The organism is Actinospineispora eucalypti, assembly GCF_039543365.1.
In the GTDB taxonomy this organism is placed as follows: Bacteria; Actinomycetota; Actinomycetes; order Mycobacteriales; family Pseudonocardiaceae; genus Pseudonocardia; species Pseudonocardia eucalypti.
The window spans coordinates 102629-118020 of record NZ_BAABJP010000043.1 but is presented as its reverse complement, the minus strand read 5'-3'; the positions used below and the strand labels follow the sequence as shown (position 1 = coordinate 118020).

At 70.9% G+C, this 15392-nt stretch carries 16 protein-coding genes; 12 read left to right on the top strand and 4 right to left on the bottom strand.

Annotated features, from left to right (window positions below; genetic code table 11):
• The first annotated feature begins 1 nt into the window (after position 1).
• From ABEB12_RS32170 to ABEB12_RS32160, 3 genes are all read left to right on the top strand, one after another.
• Positions 2-1057, top strand: a complete 1056-nt coding sequence (locus ABEB12_RS32170; RefSeq protein WP_185063493.1) for a right-handed parallel beta-helix repeat-containing protein — start codon at positions 2-4, stop codon at positions 1055-1057.
• A 21-nt stretch (positions 1058-1078) separates the two neighbouring features.
• The gene (locus tag ABEB12_RS32165) at positions 1079-2392 is read left to right on the top strand and encodes a nucleotide sugar dehydrogenase (RefSeq protein WP_185063492.1); all 1314 of its coding nucleotides are present in this window, start codon (positions 1079-1081) and stop codon (positions 2390-2392) included.
• Positions 2393-2597: 205 nt separating this feature from the next.
• Positions 2598-3512, top strand: a complete 915-nt coding sequence (locus ABEB12_RS32160; RefSeq protein ID WP_345703321.1) for a hypothetical protein — start codon at positions 2598-2600, stop codon at positions 3510-3512.
• A gap of 35 nt (positions 3513-3547) precedes the next feature.
• On the opposite strand, the gene ABEB12_RS32155 is transcribed toward ABEB12_RS32160, so the two are convergent.
• Positions 3548-3976 carry a GtrA family protein gene (locus tag ABEB12_RS32155; RefSeq protein ID WP_345703320.1) on the bottom strand — a complete coding sequence of 143 codons (429 nt, stop codon included), beginning with the start codon at positions 3974-3976 and terminating at the stop codon, positions 3548-3550.
• A 53-nt stretch (positions 3977-4029) separates the two neighbouring features.
• On the opposite strand from ABEB12_RS32155, the gene ABEB12_RS32150 reads away from it, so the two are divergent.
• From ABEB12_RS32150 to ABEB12_RS32140, 3 genes are all read left to right on the top strand, one after another.
• A complete protein-coding gene (locus tag ABEB12_RS32150; protein ID WP_185063490.1) occupies positions 4030-5388 on the top strand; it encodes an FAD-binding protein in 1359 nt (452 codons plus the stop codon).
• Between the two features lie 2 nt (positions 5389-5390).
• Entirely contained in the window at positions 5391-6149 is a 759-nt protein-coding gene (locus ABEB12_RS32145; protein WP_185063489.1) for a decaprenylphospho-beta-D-erythro-pentofuranosid-2-ulose 2-reductase, read from the top strand.
• A gap of 327 nt (positions 6150-6476) precedes the next feature.
• Entirely contained in the window at positions 6477-6896 is a 420-nt protein-coding gene (locus ABEB12_RS32140; protein ID WP_185063488.1) for a pyridoxamine 5'-phosphate oxidase family protein, read from the top strand.
• Here the strand turns inward: ABEB12_RS32140 and ABEB12_RS32135 are convergent.
• The 3 genes from ABEB12_RS32135 to ABEB12_RS32125 are packed head-to-tail and all read right to left on the bottom strand — an operon-like array spanning position 6889 to position 10075.
• On the bottom strand, positions 6889-7728 hold the full coding sequence (locus ABEB12_RS32135; protein WP_185063487.1) for a TIGR03619 family F420-dependent LLM class oxidoreductase: 840 nt from the start codon (positions 7726-7728) through the stop codon (positions 6889-6891). The genes ABEB12_RS32140 and ABEB12_RS32135 overlap by 8 nt on opposite strands.
• Positions 7725-8849: an NDMA-dependent alcohol dehydrogenase gene (locus ABEB12_RS32130; RefSeq protein ID WP_185063486.1), complete on the bottom strand. Its 1125-nt coding sequence runs from the start codon at positions 8847-8849 to the stop codon at positions 7725-7727. The genes ABEB12_RS32135 and ABEB12_RS32130 overlap by 4 nt, the downstream gene beginning before the upstream one ends.
• On the bottom strand, positions 8849-10075 hold the full coding sequence (locus ABEB12_RS32125) for a cytochrome P450 (protein ID WP_345703319.1): 1227 nt from the start codon (positions 10073-10075) through the stop codon (positions 8849-8851). The genes ABEB12_RS32130 and ABEB12_RS32125 overlap by 1 nt, the downstream gene beginning before the upstream one ends.
• Positions 10076-10197: 122 nt before the next feature.
• Between ABEB12_RS32125 and ABEB12_RS32120 the strand changes: the two genes are divergently transcribed.
• From ABEB12_RS32120 to ABEB12_RS32095, 6 genes are all read left to right on the top strand, one after another.
• On the top strand, positions 10198-11328 hold the full coding sequence (locus tag ABEB12_RS32120; RefSeq protein WP_185063484.1) for a steroid 3-ketoacyl-CoA thiolase: 1131 nt from the start codon (positions 10198-10200) through the stop codon (positions 11326-11328).
• Positions 11328-12065: an SDR family oxidoreductase gene (locus tag ABEB12_RS32115; protein WP_185063483.1), complete on the top strand. Its 738-nt coding sequence runs from the start codon at positions 11328-11330 to the stop codon at positions 12063-12065. Before ABEB12_RS32120 ends, ABEB12_RS32115 begins: the two co-directional genes overlap by 1 nt.
• A 177-nt stretch (positions 12066-12242) precedes the next feature.
• Positions 12243-13157 carry an SDR family oxidoreductase gene (locus tag ABEB12_RS32110; RefSeq protein WP_185063482.1) on the top strand — a complete coding sequence of 305 codons (915 nt, stop codon included), beginning with the start codon at positions 12243-12245 and terminating at the stop codon, positions 13155-13157.
• A gap of 3 nt (positions 13158-13160) precedes the next feature.
• Positions 13161-13904: an enoyl-CoA hydratase family protein gene (locus ABEB12_RS32105; protein WP_185063481.1), complete on the top strand. Its 744-nt coding sequence runs from the start codon at positions 13161-13163 to the stop codon at positions 13902-13904.
• Positions 13901-14668 carry a CoA transferase subunit A gene (locus ABEB12_RS32100; RefSeq protein ID WP_185063480.1) on the top strand — a complete coding sequence of 256 codons (768 nt, stop codon included), beginning with the start codon at positions 13901-13903 and terminating at the stop codon, positions 14666-14668. The genes ABEB12_RS32105 and ABEB12_RS32100 overlap by 4 nt, the downstream gene beginning before the upstream one ends.
• Positions 14665-15390, top strand: coding sequence for a CoA-transferase (locus ABEB12_RS32095; RefSeq protein WP_185063479.1), 726 nt, complete (start codon positions 14665-14667; stop codon positions 15388-15390). The genes ABEB12_RS32100 and ABEB12_RS32095 overlap by 4 nt, the downstream gene beginning before the upstream one ends.
• Positions 15391-15392: the final 2 nt, after the last annotated feature.

Here is a 15392-nt window from a genome sequence, read left to right as displayed (position 1 = left end):
CATGAACCCACATACCAACTGGTCCCGGCGGGCCGGCCTCGCCGGAGCCTCGGCCGCGCTGCTCGCCTTCACGCTGAGCGGCTGCGGCGGCGACTCGGAGCAGCCCCAGCCGCCCAGCCAGCCGGGCGGTCCGCCGCAGGCGGCACCGGCCGCGCCGACCGTGCCGCCGCTCGGCCCGGGTTGTCCCAAGCCGGGCACGGTGACCGTGCACAACGCGCAGGAGCTCAAGTCCGCGCTCACCGGAGCCAAGCCGGGCGCGGTGATCGAGCTGGCCGCCGGCACCTACACCGGCGGGTTCGCCGCCGAAGCCTCCGGCTCGAAGGCACAGCCGATCGTGCTGTGCGGGAAGCGGGACGCGGTCCTCGACGGTTCCGGCGCGAACTACACGCTGCACCTGGAAAACGCCTCCTACTGGGAGGTCGTCGGGTTCACCATCCGGGGCGGCCAGAAGGGCCTGATGGTGGACCAGGGCCAGCACAACCTGATCGACAGCCTGGAGATCGAGCAGGTCGAGCAGGAGGCGCTGCACCTGCGCAAGAACAGCAGCAACAACGTGGTGCGCGGCAACGTCATCCACAACACCGGGCTGAAGGACTCCCAGTTCGGCGAGGGCGTCTACATCGGCACGGCGGAGAAGAACTGGCCGCGCTACACGGGCGGCCAGCCGGACCGCAGCGACCGCAACCTGATCGAGGCCAACACCATCTCCGACACCACCTCGGAGGCGGTGGACATCAAGGAGGGAACCACCGGCGGCATCGTCCGGGGCAACACCTTCACCGGGCCCAGCTCGGACGCTGAATCGTGGGTGAACGTCAAGGGCAACGGGTGGCAAATCCTCGGAAACACCGGGCGTGGATCCTCCCAGGACGGATTCTCCGTGCACCAAATCCTGGACGGTTGGGGGGTGGACAACGTCTTCGACGGCAACACCGCCGTGGTGGACGGCCCCGGCTACGGCATCAACGTCACCAAGAACAAGGACCGCAACCGAGTCACCTGCAGCAACAAGGCGGAGTCCGCCGGCAAGGGACTCACCAATATCGACTGTTCGTAACCTGGCTCCCCTAGGAGAACGATGTTCGTCCGTCGAATCGCCGTAATCGGCACCGGATACGTTGGCCTGACCACCGGAGCCTGCCTGGCATCCCTCGGCCACAACGTGGTGTGCGCCGACGTGAACGAACAGAAGATCGCCAAGCTCAAGAGAGGCGAGGTGCCGATCCTCGAGCCCGGCCTGTCCGAGCTGGTCACCGAGGGCATGGCCGCCGGCCGGCTGAAGTTCGTGGTCGGCGCGCGCAACGCCATCGCGGCCCCCGGGGAGGACTCGGACAATCCGGTCGAGGTGGTCTTCCTGTGCGTGCCCACGCCGATGGGCGAGGGCGGTGCGGCGGACCTGGCGGCGGTGGAGGCGGTGGCCCAGGAGGTCCGGGACCTGCTGCCCCGGGGCTGCGTGGTGGTGAACAAGTCGACCGTGCCGGTGGGCACGGCGTCGCGCACCAAACAGCTGCTCGGCCGCCGGGACGTGGCGGTGGTGAGCAACCCGGAGTTCCTGCGCGAGGGTTCGGCGGTGCGCGACTTCCTGAACCCGGACCGGATCGTGGTCGGCTGTGACCAGCAGGACGCCGCCGAGCGGGTGGCCGCGCTGTACTCCCGGCTGGGCGCACCCACCCTGCTCACCGATGCCGCCAGCGCGGAGATGGTCAAGTACGCGGCGAACTGCTTCCTGGCGATGAAGCTGTCCTACGTGAACGCCCTGGCCGAGCTGTGCGAGCGGCTCGGCGCGGACGTCCACGAGGTCACCGAGGGAATGGGCTACGACAAGCGGATCGGCCAGGCGTTCCTTTCGCCCGGGCCGGGGTGGGGCGGTTCCTGCCTGCCCAAGGACACCAACGCGCTGGTGCAGATCTCCGAGGCGGCCGGGTTCGACTTCCCGCTGCTCTCCGCGTCGCTGGACACCAACCGGCGCCAAAGCGCCCGGATGGTGGAGAAGGTGCGCGCGGCGGTCGGCGGCTCACTGGTGAACAAGCGGATCGGGCTGCTCGGGCTGACCTTCAAGGCCGGCACCGACGACCTGCGCGACTCGCCCGCGCTCACCGTGGCCGGCGCGCTGCGCGACGAGGGCGCCGAGCTGACCGGCTACGACCCCGGCTGCCCGTCCGCCGTCCCCGGCATGACCGACGGGATCACGGTGACCGACGAGCCGTCCGCCGTGGCCAAGGACGCCGACGCCATCGTGGTACTCACCGAGTGGCCCGAGTTCCGCGCGCTCGACTGGCCCGAACTGGCCCGCTTCGCCGCCAACCGCACCGTCGTGGACACCCGCAACCTGCTCGACCCCGACGTCCTGCGCCGCGCCGGATTCTCCTGGGTAGGCGTCGGCTGCCGCTAATGCGGCTGCGCCGCCCGTGAGTGGCGAGTAGCGCTATAGCGTCACTCGCCACTCACGAGTTATCCACAGGGGCTTCAAACGCCACCACACCGGTCGCGGCAAAGTGCAACCTCGCGTTATGTCAAGACCGCGTCGATCCGCGCCACCGCAGGTACCGCTATGCCGTCACGCCGAATGGCATCGCGTGCTGTCTGAGCAGTGCGGCGTGCTCAACACCGAACAGCTGCGCTACTTCGGGGTCTCCCGCAGCGCAATCACGGCAAACGTGCGAGCCGGCCGCTGGCAGTGCGTGGCACCCCGCGTGTACGCCACCTTCACCGGTCCGCTCACCCATGAGGCGCGCGTTGCCGCCGCGCTGAGTTACGCGGGGCCGAGCGGGCTACTCAGCCATCAGACGGCGGCCGAGTTGTGGCACATGCACCCTTTGTCCGATGGACCGGTACATGTCACAGTCCCGTACGGTTGTTCGGCGGTATCCCAGCCACCGCTCGTTGTCATCCACCGATCACGGGCGTTCCGGCACATCGCGGTCGTCGGCGTACCGCCACTGACCAGTCGACCCGACACTGTCATTGATCTCGCGGTTGCCGAACCCACCGCCCGTCTGGCCATGCGTACGCTCACGACCTTGGTCACCGCGCGCCGGGCCGCCGCCGCGAGTGTGCGGGAACGCCTCGAGCAACGGCCGCCTCGTCGGTACCGGCAGGCCTTACGAACGGCGCTCGACCGGATCCAGACCGGCGTGCACTCTCCGCTGGAAGAACTGTACGCAGTGGACGTCGAGGCCGCGCACGGAATTCCGTCGGCTCGACGACAGGAGCCGTTGATGGTGGACGGACGCAAGCTGATCGAGGATGCCGTGTACGACAACATCGGCATCCCGCTGACCGTGCGGCTCGACGGCGCCTCTCACTTGGCAGCCGACGTCGCACACCGCGATCGGCGACGGGACAACGTCGCGGAGGTATCGGGCCGGTCGCGGCTTCAGTTCGGCTGGGCCGAGCTGTCCAGGAAGCCATGCGCGGCTGCCGTCGAGGTAGCGCAGGTGCTCTGGCGTCGAGGCTGGGTCGGTCCCCTGCGCGCGTGCCCGCGCGCTCGTGAGTGCGGAGTAACGCTATAGCGTCACTCGCCACTCACGGGTCGTGTTCCGCCGCCTCAGCGCCGGAACACGACATACCTCAGCATCAGGAAGTTGATCATCGTCGCCGTCCCCTGGGCGAACACCCAGGCGATGGTCACTCGGAACGGGGCGCCCTCGGTGATCAGGTGCAGGACCAGCGCGTTCATGCCGACGTTCACGAAGAACGTGGTGCCGTAGAGCAGCAGGAAGCCGGTGAACCGGGTCGCGCCGCCGGCGGTCTGGGTGAACGTGAATCGACGGTTCAGCAGGTAAGCCGTGGTGGTGCCGCAGACGAAGCTGAGAGCCTTCGCCCCGTGCACCCACAGGCCGGTGTGCAGCAGGGCCTGGTACAGCCCGTAGTCCACGAGCGCGGAGAGCCCGCCCACCAGCACGAACCTGGTGAGCTGCGAGAGCAGGCCGACTCGCGGTTGCGAGCGGTCCGCTACCAACTGGGCTCCTGCCACGCCGCACAGGGTAGCGGTCGGCCGAGGACACCCGGTCGGTAGCCTGGGCGACGATGGCCAACCAGCAAGAACGTCGCAGCCTCACCGGGTTCGGGCGCACGGCGCCGAGCATCGCAACGGTGGCGCCGGTCAGCGCCGACGAACACGTGCTCGAGGCGCTGCGCGCGCCGGGTCCACGCGGGATCACCCCGCGCGGGCTGGGCAGCTCCTACGGCGACCCGGCGCAGAACGCCGGCGGCACGGTGCTGGACATGACCGGGCTGAACCGGATCCACTCGATCGACGCGGACAGCGGGCTGGCCGTGGTGGACGCCGGCGTCTCGCTGGACACGCTGATGCGCGCGGCGCTGCCGTTCGGGCTGTGGGTGCCGGTGCTGCCGGGCACCCGGCAGGTCACCGTGGGCGGCGCGATCGCGTCGGACATCCACGGCAAGAACCACCACACCGCCGGCAGCTTCGGCAACCACGTGAGCTCGATCGAGATCGCGCTCGCCGACGGCAGCGTCCGCACGATCACCCCCGAGGACGAGCTGTTCTGGGCCACCGTCGGCGGCATGGGCCTGACCGGCGTGATGCTGCGCGCGACCGTCCGGCTGCACCCCACCGAGTCGGCCTACTTCGTGGTGGACACCGACCGCACCGACAACCTCGACGAGCTGATGGCCCTGCTCACCGACGGTTCGGACGACCGGTACGACTACTCGGCGGCCTGGTTCGACACCACGACCACCGGCGCCGCGCTGGGCCGCGCGGTGCTCACCCGGGGCTCGCTCGCGCGCGCCGATGAACTCCCGGCCAAGCTGCGCCGCGACCCGCTGAAGTTCGCCGCGCCGCAGCTGCTGCGGTTCCCGGACGTCTTCCCGAACGGCCTGGCCAACCCGACCACGCTGCGCGCGTTCTCCGAGCTGTGGTGGCGCAAGGCGCCCCGCCTGCAGCGGGACTCGGTGCAGAACATCACCGCCTTCTACCAGGTGCTGGACATGTTCGGGAACTGGAACCGGGTGTTCGGCAAGCGCGGCTTCCTGCAGTACCAGTTCCTGGTGCCGATGGGCGCGGAGGACACCTTCCGTCGGATCGTGGAGATCATCGCGGCGTCCGACCACGCGTCCGGGCTGAACGTGCTCAAGCGGTTCGGCGCCGGCAACACCGCGCCGCTGTCCTTCCCCTTCGCCGGCTGGACGATCACCGTGGACTTCCCCATCGCCGCCGGGCTGCACGAGCTGTGCGAGCGGCTGGACGACCTGGTGCTGGACGCCGGCGGGCGGCACTACCTGGCCAAGGAGTCGCGCACCTCGCCCGAGGCGATCCGGCGCGGTTACCCGAGGCTAGAGGAGTGGCGGAAGGTGCGCGCCTCGGTGGACCCGGACGGCATTTTCACCTCTGACCTGGCCCGACGCTTGGAGCTGTGTTAATCATGATCGACGCCGTGGGCGTTCCGCAGTCCATCCTGCTGCTCGGCGGGACCTCCGAGATCGGGCTGGCCACCGTGCGCCGGCTGGCCGGCGGGCGGTCGGTGCGGGTGGTGCTGGCGGCCCGGCCGTCCTCCCGGCGGGACGAAGCGGCCGCCGACCTGGAACGCACCGGCTGCCGGGTGGAGGCGCTGGACTTCGACGCCACCGACACCGGCTCGCACGCCGGCGTGGTGGCCAAGGCGTTCGCCGGCGGCGACGTCGACGTGGCGATCGTGGCCTTCGGAATCCTCGGTGACGCGGAGGCGGCCTGGCAGTCGGTGGACGCCGCCGTGGAGATGGCCACGGTGAACTACACGGCGGCGGTCTCCGTGGGTGTCGCGCTGGCGCAGAACTTCCGCGACCAGGGGCACGGCACGATCGTCGCGCTCTCCTCGGTCGCCGGCGAGCGGATCCGCCGGTCCAACTTCGTGTACGGCTCCACCAAGGCCGGCATGGACGGCTTCTACCAGGGCCTCGGCGAGGCGCTGCGCCCGCACGGGGTGCGGGTCACCGTGGTCCGGCCGGGTTTCGTGAAGACCAAGATGACCGAAGGCATGCCGGCCGCCCCGCTGGCCGTGACCGCCGAGCAGGTGGCCGACGTGGTCGCCGACGCGGTGCGCAACCGCCGGGAGCTGGTCTGGGCGCCGGCCCAGTTCCGCGCGGTCATGTCCGTGCTCCGGCACATCCCGAGGCCGATCTTCCGCCGGCTCCCGATCCAGTAACGCGGAGCGAGTCCGCTGGCGCCGGGCACCCGGTCACGGAGCACCGAGCGCAAGCTGAGTCCGGTGGTTCCTTGATCGAAACCGAACTGAGCTGGCACTCGGCAAAGGCGCGCCGAACACACGGTTGCATTCCGTGACCAAGCCGCGCACGACCCTAGGCGTGGCGCGCTGAGCCGTCCCACCGCATTCCGCGGCCGCCCCCGGGCGCAAGGGGCCGTACCCAAGCCCATCAAAGCCCGAGCCGCGCTGTCCAAGCCGTAGGAGACCCGACCCGCTCCGGAACGCCCACGAGGGAATGATCACTACAAGTGGGGTGTTGTCCCCGGTATGGCAGCGATGAGCGCGGAGGCGCGCGAGCGGTTCTTGGCGGAGAAGCACGTCGGCGTGATCAGTATCGCGAGGTCGGAAGGGCCGCCGCTGGCCGTGCCGGTGTGGTACCAGTACCAGCCCGGCGGGGACGTGATCGTGCAGACCGGGCCGGAGTCGGTCAAGTACAGGCTGCTCGAGAAGGCCCGGGCGTTCAGCCTGACCGTGCAGACCGAGACGCCGCCGGGGTACAAGTACGTGAGCGTGTCCGGACCGGTCACCGAGATCGAGCAGGAGACCTCGCCCGAGGATCTCCGGGCGATGGCCTACCGCTACTTCTCCAAGGCGGACGCCGACGAGTACCTGAAGACCCTGGAGAACGAGCGCGTCGTGCAGCTGCACATGCGCCCGGACCGCTGGTACTCCACCGACTTCAGCTGACCGCCAGCTTCGCGTAGGCGTCCAGCACCGGGAGCACCTCGTCCTCGCCGCCCGAGGGCAGGGCGAGCACCGCCTCGCGCACGCCCAGTCCGGCCAGGTACTCCAGCTTGCCGGGGGTGGGCATGACGCCGAACGGCACCGCGTCGGCGGAGGCCGGGTCCCGCCCGGCCTCCTCGAACGCCCGGCGCAGTTCGGGCAGCGCCTCCTTGAACCCGGAGGCGCCGATCGGCATCCAGCCGTCGGCGAACTCGGCGATGTGCCCGAACAGCCGGGGTCCGGCCGGGCCGCCGATCAGCACGCGCGGCCGGGGCTGCTGGATGGGCTTCGGCCAGGACCAGGACGGCGGGAACTCCACCTGCTTGCCGTGGAACTCGGCGACCTCGTTGCTCCAGATCTCGGTCATCGCCAGCATGACCTCGCGCAGCCGGCCGCGCCGCCGGGACGGGTCGATGCCGTGGTTGGCGATCTCGTCCCGGTTCCAGCCGTAGCCGATGCCCAGCGTCAGCCGGCCGCCGGACAGCAGGTCCAGCGTGGCCAGCTCCTTGGCCAGGATGATCGGGTCGTGCTGGGCGACCACGCCGACCCCGGTGCCCAGGCGAATCGTCGAGGTGACCGAGGAACACGCGGCCAGCGTGATGTACGGGTCCAGGGTGCGCCGGTAGGACGGGTCGAAGTCGTGGCCCTGCTCGGGGTGCGGGGTGTTGCGGGCCACCGGGATGTGCGTGTGCTCGGGGAAGTAGATCGAGTGGAAACCCCGCGCCTCGGCCTCGCGCGCCAACCGCACCGGGTTCATCACCTGGTCGGTGAGGAAGATCGTCAAACCCAGCTTCACGCCGCGCCCCCTTCGTGCAGGATGACGCCCCGGATGTTCCGGCCGGCGTGCATGTCGGCGTAGGCCTGGTTGACCTCGTCCAGGCGGTAGGTGGTGGTGATCAGGCCGTCCAGGTTGAGCTTGCCGGCCTTGTACATCGCGGCCAGCTTGGTGATCTCGTGCCGGGGCGTGCCCATGCCGAAGATCACGCCCTGTAGCCGTTTCTGCATCATGGCGAAGGCCCACAGGTTGATCGGCAGGCCCTCGGCCCGGACGTCGCCGATGCCGGTGAGTACCACGGTGCCGAACTTGCCGATCGCGTTCACCGCGTCCGCCACGTGCGACCCGGTGGTCACGCCGACGGTGACGATGGCCGCGTGCGCGCCCTGCCCGTTGGTCACCGAGCGGCCGAAGTCGGCCGCCTCGTTGATCTCCCCGAACGCGTGCGTGGCCCCGAACTCCAGCGCCTTCTCCCGCTTGAACGCCACCGGGTCCACCGCGATCACGTGCGCGGCGCCCCGCGCGGCGGCGGACTGCACCGCGTTCATGCCCACCCCGCCGGTGCCCATCACGATCACCGTGTCGCCGGCCTTCACGCCGGCCCCGTACTCGGCCGAGCCCCAGCCGGTCGGCACTCCGCAGGACAGCAGCGCGGCCACCCGAAACGGGATGTCCTTGTCGATCTTCGTCAGGGAGTGCTCGGAGACCACGGCGTGCTCGGCGAACGTGCCGACCATGGTCATCTGGCCGGCGTCGGAGCCGTTCACCTTGGCCCGGAACGTGCCGTCGGCCAGCGAACCGGACAGCGCGTAGATGCCCAGGTCACACAGGTTCCCGCCGCCCGACACACACGGCTGGCAGCGCCCGCAGGACGGCACGAACTGGGCCACCACGTGGTCCCCCACCGCCAGCGAGCGCACCTCGGGGCCGACCGCCTCGACCACGCCGGCGCCCTCGTGCCCGCCGATCAGCGGCAGCCGGCCGACCGGCATGTCACCGGTGGCGGCGTGGTCGTCCGAATGACACAACCCGGCCGCGGCGAACCGCACCAGCACCTCACCGGCCGAAGGCGGAGCCACCTCCACGTCCACTACCTGCCACTTGCCCGGCTGCTCCAGCAGCGCCGCCGCCTTCGTGCGCATCAGGCGTACCTCACCGGGAGACCCTTGATCCCGCTCAGCCAGCCGGACCGCAGCCGCCTCGGCGTCCCGGTCATGGTGATGTCCGGCAGGTGTTCGGCGATGGCGTTGAACATCAGGTCGATCTCCAGTTTGGCCAGGTTGGCCCCGAGGCAGTAGTGCGCGCCGCCGCCACCGAAGCCCAGCTGCGGGTTCGGGTCGCGGCCGACGTCGAACCGCTCGGGGTGGTCGAAGACTTCCTCGTCGAAGTTGGCCGAGCCGTAGAAGATGCCGACCCGCTGGCCCTTCTTGATCTCCTGCTCGCCGATGTGCGTGTCCACCTTCGCGGTGCGCTGGAAGGCCACCACCGGCGTCGCCCAGCGGACGATCTCGTCGGCCGCCGTGGCCGGGCGCTCGGCCTTGTAGCGCTCCCACTGCTCGGGGTGCTCGAGCATGGCGATCATGCCGTGGGTGATCGCGTTGCGGGTGGTCTCGTTGCCGGCCACGGCCAGGAGCAGCACGAAGAACCCGAACTCGTCCGGGTTGAGGCCCCGGCCGTCGATGTCCGCGTTCACCAGCTTGGTGACGATGTCCTCCGTGGGGGTGGACTTGCGCTCCTCGGCCATGTTCATCGCGTAGCCGAGCAGGCCCATGGACGCCGCCGTCGGGTCCATGTCCTGGTACTCCGGGTCGTCCGTGCCGATCATCTGGTTGGACCAGTCGAAGATCTTGTGCCGGTCCTCCTGCGGGATGCCGATCAGCTCGGCGATGGCCTGCAGCGGCAGCTCACAGGCCACGTCGGTGACGAAGTCACCGGAGCCCTTGGCCCGCGCCTCGTGCACGATCCGCTCGGCCCGGTCGGCCAGCGCCTCGCGCAGGCTGTTGATCGCCTTCGGGGTGAACCCCCGGGACACGATCTGGCGCAGCGGGGTGTGCTGCGGCGGGTCGTTGTTGATCAGGATGAACCGCTGCATCTCGATCTGCTCGCGGGTGATCCCCTCGGTGAACCGGATGATCGCGCCGTTCTCCCAGGTGGAGTACACCTCGCTGTTCAGCGAGATGGCCTTCACGTCGGCGTGCCGGCTGACCACCCAGAACCCGCCGTCGTCCCACCCCCCGGTGCCGGGTTCCTGGGCGTTCCACCAGACCGGTGCGGTACGCCGCAGCTCGGCGAACTCCGCGAGCGGCACCCGCTGCGCGTAAAGGTCCGGGTCGGTGAAGTCGAAGCCATTCGGGATCCCGACGACCACCCTCGCTCCTTCGCTCGGTAACCATTTGAAACAGGTTCTAGTTTCAGTAGAGCACATCGTCCCACCGAGTTGAAGTCTTCGCCCGGTTGTCTCGGATAAGAACGTGTTCTACTTTTGTCGGCATGGGAAATCCGGTGATCGTCGAAGCCGTGCGTACCCCGATCGGCCGGCGCCGGGGTGCGCTCTCCGGGCTGCACGCGGCGGAGATTCTGGGCGCGGCCCAACGCGGGCTGCTGGACCGCGCGGGCATTCCGGCCGAGCTGGTCGAGCAGGTGATCGGCGGCTGCGTCACCCAGGCCGGTGAACAGTCGAACAACATCACCCGCACCGCGTGGCTGCACGCCGGGCTGCCCGAGGGGGTCGGCGCGACCACGGTGGACTGCCAGTGCGGCTCCTCCCAACAGGCCAACCACCTGGTGGCCGGGCTGATCGCGGCCGGGGCCATCGACGTGGGCGTGGCCTGCGGCATCGAGGCGATGAGCCGGGTGCCGCTGCGCGGCAACATCCCGGAGGGCGACCCGCCGCCGGCCGGCATGCCGCGCCCGGACTCCTGGGACATCGACCTGCCCAACCAGTACCAGGCGGCCGAGCGGATCGCTTCCCGGCGCGGCCTGGGCCGGGCCGACGTGGACGAGTTCGGGCTGCGCTCGCAGCGGCTGGCGGCGGCGGCCTGGGCGGACGGGCGGTACGACCGGGAGATCGTCCCGGTCGGTTCGGTCACCCGGGACGAAGGCCTGCGGGAGACCAGCCTGGAAGCGCTGGCCGGGCTGAAGCCGGTGCTGCCGGACGGCATGCACACCGCCGGCACCTCCTCCCAGATCTCCGACGGCGCGGCCGCCGTCCTGCTCATGGACGAAGACCGCGCGCGGTCGCTGGGCCTGCGGCCTCGGGCCCGCATCCTGGCCCAGTGCCTGGTCGGGGCCGAACCGTACTACCACCTGGACGGGCCGGTCCGGGCCACCGAGCGGGTGCTGGAACGGACCGGCATGAAGATCGGCGACCTGGACCTGTTCGAGGTCAACGAGGCCTTCGCCTCGGTGGTGCTGTCCTGGGCCTCGGTCCACCGGCCCGACCCGGAGCGGGTGAACGTGAACGGCGGCGCGATCGCGCTGGGCCACCCGGTCGGCGCGACCGGTTCCCGGCTGATCACCAGCGCGCTGCACGAGCTGGAACGCCGGGACGCGAGCACCGCACTGGTCACCATGTGCGCCGGCGGCGCCCTGTCCACCGGCACCATCCTCGAGCGCATTTGATGATCAAACTGGACGGCGCCGTCGTGCTGGTCACCGGGGGCGCGCGCGGGGTGGGCGCGGGCATCGCGGACGCGTTCCGCGCGGCCGGCGCCACCGTGCTGACCTGCGGGCGGACGCCGCCCGCCTCGGGCGACGGCTTCATCCGGTGCGACGTGCGGGAGCCCGAGCAGGTGTCCGACCTGGTCGCCGCTGTGGTGGACCGGCACGGGCAGCTGGACGTGCTGGTCAACAACGCCGGCGGGTCGCCCTCGGCCTCGGCGGCGGACGCCTCGCCCCGGTTCGCGGCGGCGGTGGTCGGGCTGAACCTGCTCGCCCCGCTGACCGTCTCCCAGGCGGCCAACGCGGTGATGCAGGAGCAGGACGGCGGCGGTTCCATCGTCATGGTGGGCAGCGTGAGCGGCCGCCGGCCTTCCCCCGGCACCGCCGCGTACGGCGCGGCCAAGGCCGGCCTGGAGAACCTGACCGCCACCCTGGCCGTGGAGTGGGCGCCCAAGGTCCGGGTGAACGCGCTGGTCGTGGGCATGGTCCGGACCGAGCTCGCGCACCTGCACTACGGCGACGAGTCCGGCGTGGCCGCGGTGGGTGCCACGGTGCCGCTCGGCCGCCTGGCCGAGCCCTCGGAGATCGGCGCCTGCGCGGTCTTCCTGGCCAGCCCGATGGCGAGTTACGTAACCGGCGCCGCCCTCCAGGTACACGGCGGCGGGGAACGCCCCCGCTTCCTGGACGCCGCCCCATGACCCCGATTCAGTCACTTCAGCAGGGTGGTTCAGTCACTTCAGCAGGGTGGTTCAGTCACTTCAGCAGGGTGGTTCAGTCACTTCAGCAGGGTGGTTCAGTCAACGGTGTTGGCTGAACCGGGGTGCTGAAGTGACTGAATCGGGTGTGTGTGGGCGAGCACGAACGGAGGGGGTGCGGTGAGCGGGGTGTGCACGGGGCGGGTGGTGATCGTCACCGGCGCGGGGCGCGGGCTCGGGCGGGCGCATGCGCTGGCGTTCGCCGCCGAGGGGGCGAAGGTGGTGGTGAACGACGTCGGCGCGGCGTTGGACGGGTCCGGCGGGTCTTCCGGGCCGGCCGATGACGTGGTGGCGGAGATCCGGGCGGCCGGGGGCGAGGCGGTGGCGGACGGGCACGACGTGGCCGACTGGGCCGGCGCGCGCGGCGTCATAGAGCGTGCGGTGGCCGAGTTCGGCCGGCTGGACGTGCTGGTCAACAACGCCGGCATCCTGCGCGACCGGATGGTGGTCAGCCTGGACGAGGCCGAGTGGGATGCCGTGGTCCGGGTGCACCTGAAGGGGCACGCGGCGATGCTGCACCACGCCGCCGCGTACTGGCGCACCGAGGCAAAACAGGGCCGGCCGGTGGACGCGCGCGTGATCAACACCAGCTCGGGGGCCGGGCTGCTGGGCAGCGTCGGCCAGGGCTGCTACTCCGCCGCCAAGGCCGGCATCCTCGGGTTGACCCTGGTCGCGGCGGCCGAACTGGCCCGCTACGGGGTCACCGTGAACGCCATCGCGCCGGCCGCGCGCACCCGGATGACCGAGGCCGCGTTCGCCGACACGATGGCCGCGCCCGAGGCGGGCGCGTTCGACGCGATGGCCCCGGAGAACGTCTCCCCGCTGCTGGTCTGGCTGGGTGGCAACGACGCCGAAGCGGCCAAGGTGACCGGGCGGGTGTTCGAGCTGGACGGCGGCCGGATCACGGTCGCGGACGGCTGGCGGCGCGGGCCGACGGTCGAGATAGGGCGACGCTGGGAGCCCGGCGAGCTTTCCGCGGTGGTACCCGCGCTGCTCGCCGAGTCGAACCCACCCGAACCGGTCTACGGGAGCTGATCAATGGGCATCACGACAACCAGGGACGGCGCGATCGCGCTGGTCACCATCGACCACCCGCCGGTGAACGCGCTGCCGGTGCGCGGCTGGTTCGACCTGGCCCGCGCGGTGCGCGAGGCCGGCGAGGACCAGAGCGTGCACGTGGTGGTGCTGCGCGCGGAGGGGCGCGGGTTCTGCGCCGGCGTGGACATCAAGGAGCTGGCCGACGACCCGGACCACACCGCGCTGGTCGGGGTGAACCGGGGCTGCGCGGCGGCGTTCGGGGCGGTCTACGACTGCGCGGTGCCGGTGGTGGCGGCGGTGCACGGGTTCTGCCTGGGCGGCGGGGTCGGCCTGGTCGGGTCGGCCGACGTGATCATCGCTTCGGACGACGCCACGTTCGGGCTGCCCGAGGTGGACCGGGGCGCGCTCGGCGCGGCCACCCACCTGGCCCGGCTGGTGCCGCAGCACCTGTTGCGCGCGCTGTACTTCACCGCCCGCACGGTCGGCGCCCAGGAGCTGCACCGGCACGGATCGGTGCTCGACGTGGTGACGCGGGATGAGCTGGACAAGGCCGCGCTGGCGGTGGCCGGCGAGGTGGCGGCCAAGGACGCCCGGGTGATCCGCGCGGCCAAGGAGGCGCTGAACGGCATCGACCCGCAGCCGGTGCGCCGCAGCTACCGGTTCGAGCAGGGGTTCACCTACGAGATGACGCTGCTCGGGGCCGGCGGCGAAGCTCGTCAGCGGTTCGTTCAGGGGGACAGGTGAGGGACAAGCGGATGACCGCCGCCGAGGTGGTCGCCGAGCTTTCCGACGGCATGACCATCGGGATCGGCGGCTGGGGTGCCCGGCGCAAGCCGATGGCCCTGGTCCGGGAGCTCTGCGCTTCCGGCCCGAAGGACCTCACCGTGGTGAGCTACGGCGGCCCTGACGTGGGCCTGCTGTGCGCCGCCGGCAAGGTGCGCAAGCTGGTGTTCGGCTTCGTCACCCTGGACAGCATCGCCTACGACCCGCATTTCTCCCGGGCTCGCCAGGAGGGTGCGATCGAGGTGAGCGAGCTGGACGAGGGCATGTTGCAGACCGGGCTGCGCGCCGCCGCGCACCGGCTGCCGTTCCTGCCCATCCGGGCCGGCCTGGGTTCCTCGGTGCTGGATCTCGACCCGTCGCTGCGCACGGTCCGCTCGCCCTACGACGACGGGGAGGAGCTGGTGGCCATGCCGGCGCTGTACCTGGACGCCGCGCTGGTGCACCTCAACCGGGCCGACGCGCACGGGAACGCCCAGTACCTGGGTCCCGATCCGTACTTCGACGATCTCTTCTGCCTGGCGGCGAAGCGGCGGTACGTGTCGTGCGAACGGCTGGTTCCCACGGCGGAACTGGTCGGTGGCGGTGCGCCGCAGAGCCTGCTGCTGAACCGGATGATGGTGGACGGCGTGGTGGAGGCCGCCGGAGGGGCGTTGCCGACCAGTTGTGTGCCCGATTATGGGCGGGACGATGCGGGGCTGCGCGAGTATGCGGGGGCTTCGGCATGAGCGGCGAGCTGGACGTGACCCGGGCCGAGGTATGCGTGGCCGCCTGCGCGGACCTTTTCGCGTCGGACGGGGAGATCCTCGCCTCCCCCATGGGCCTGATCCCGCAGCTCGGCGCGAAGCTGGCCCGGCTGACCGGTGCGCCCGAGCTGTTGCTGTCCGACGGCGAGGCCACGCTCCTCGGGCCGGACGGTGAGCCGGAGGGCTGGCTGCCGTTCCGCCAGGTGTTCGACGTGGTGGCGCACGGGCGGCGGCACGTGGTGATGGGCGCCAACCAGGTGGACCGCTTCGGCAACCAGAACATCTCCGCGATCGGCCCGCACGACCGGCCGACCCGGCAGCTGCTGGGCGTGCGCGGCGCGCCCGGCAACACCGCCAACCACCGGACCTCGTACTTCGTGCCCCGGCACTCGCGGCGGGTGTTCGTGGACGCGGTGGACGTCGTGTCCGGCGTCGGCTACGACCGGGCCGGCGGGTTGACGTTCCACGACGTGCACCGGGTGGTCACCAACCTGGCCGTGTTCGACTTCGACAACCCGGACCGGTCCATCCGGCTGCGTTCCGTGCACCCCGGGGTCGACCCCGAGGAGGTGGCCGCCCGGACGTCGTTCCCCCTGGTCCTGGACGGCGTCCCGGCCACCCGCGTGCCAACTCCCGGAGAACTGGACCTCATCCGCACCCGGCTGGACCCCGACGGAACCCGCGAGAAGGTGGTCCCGTCATGACC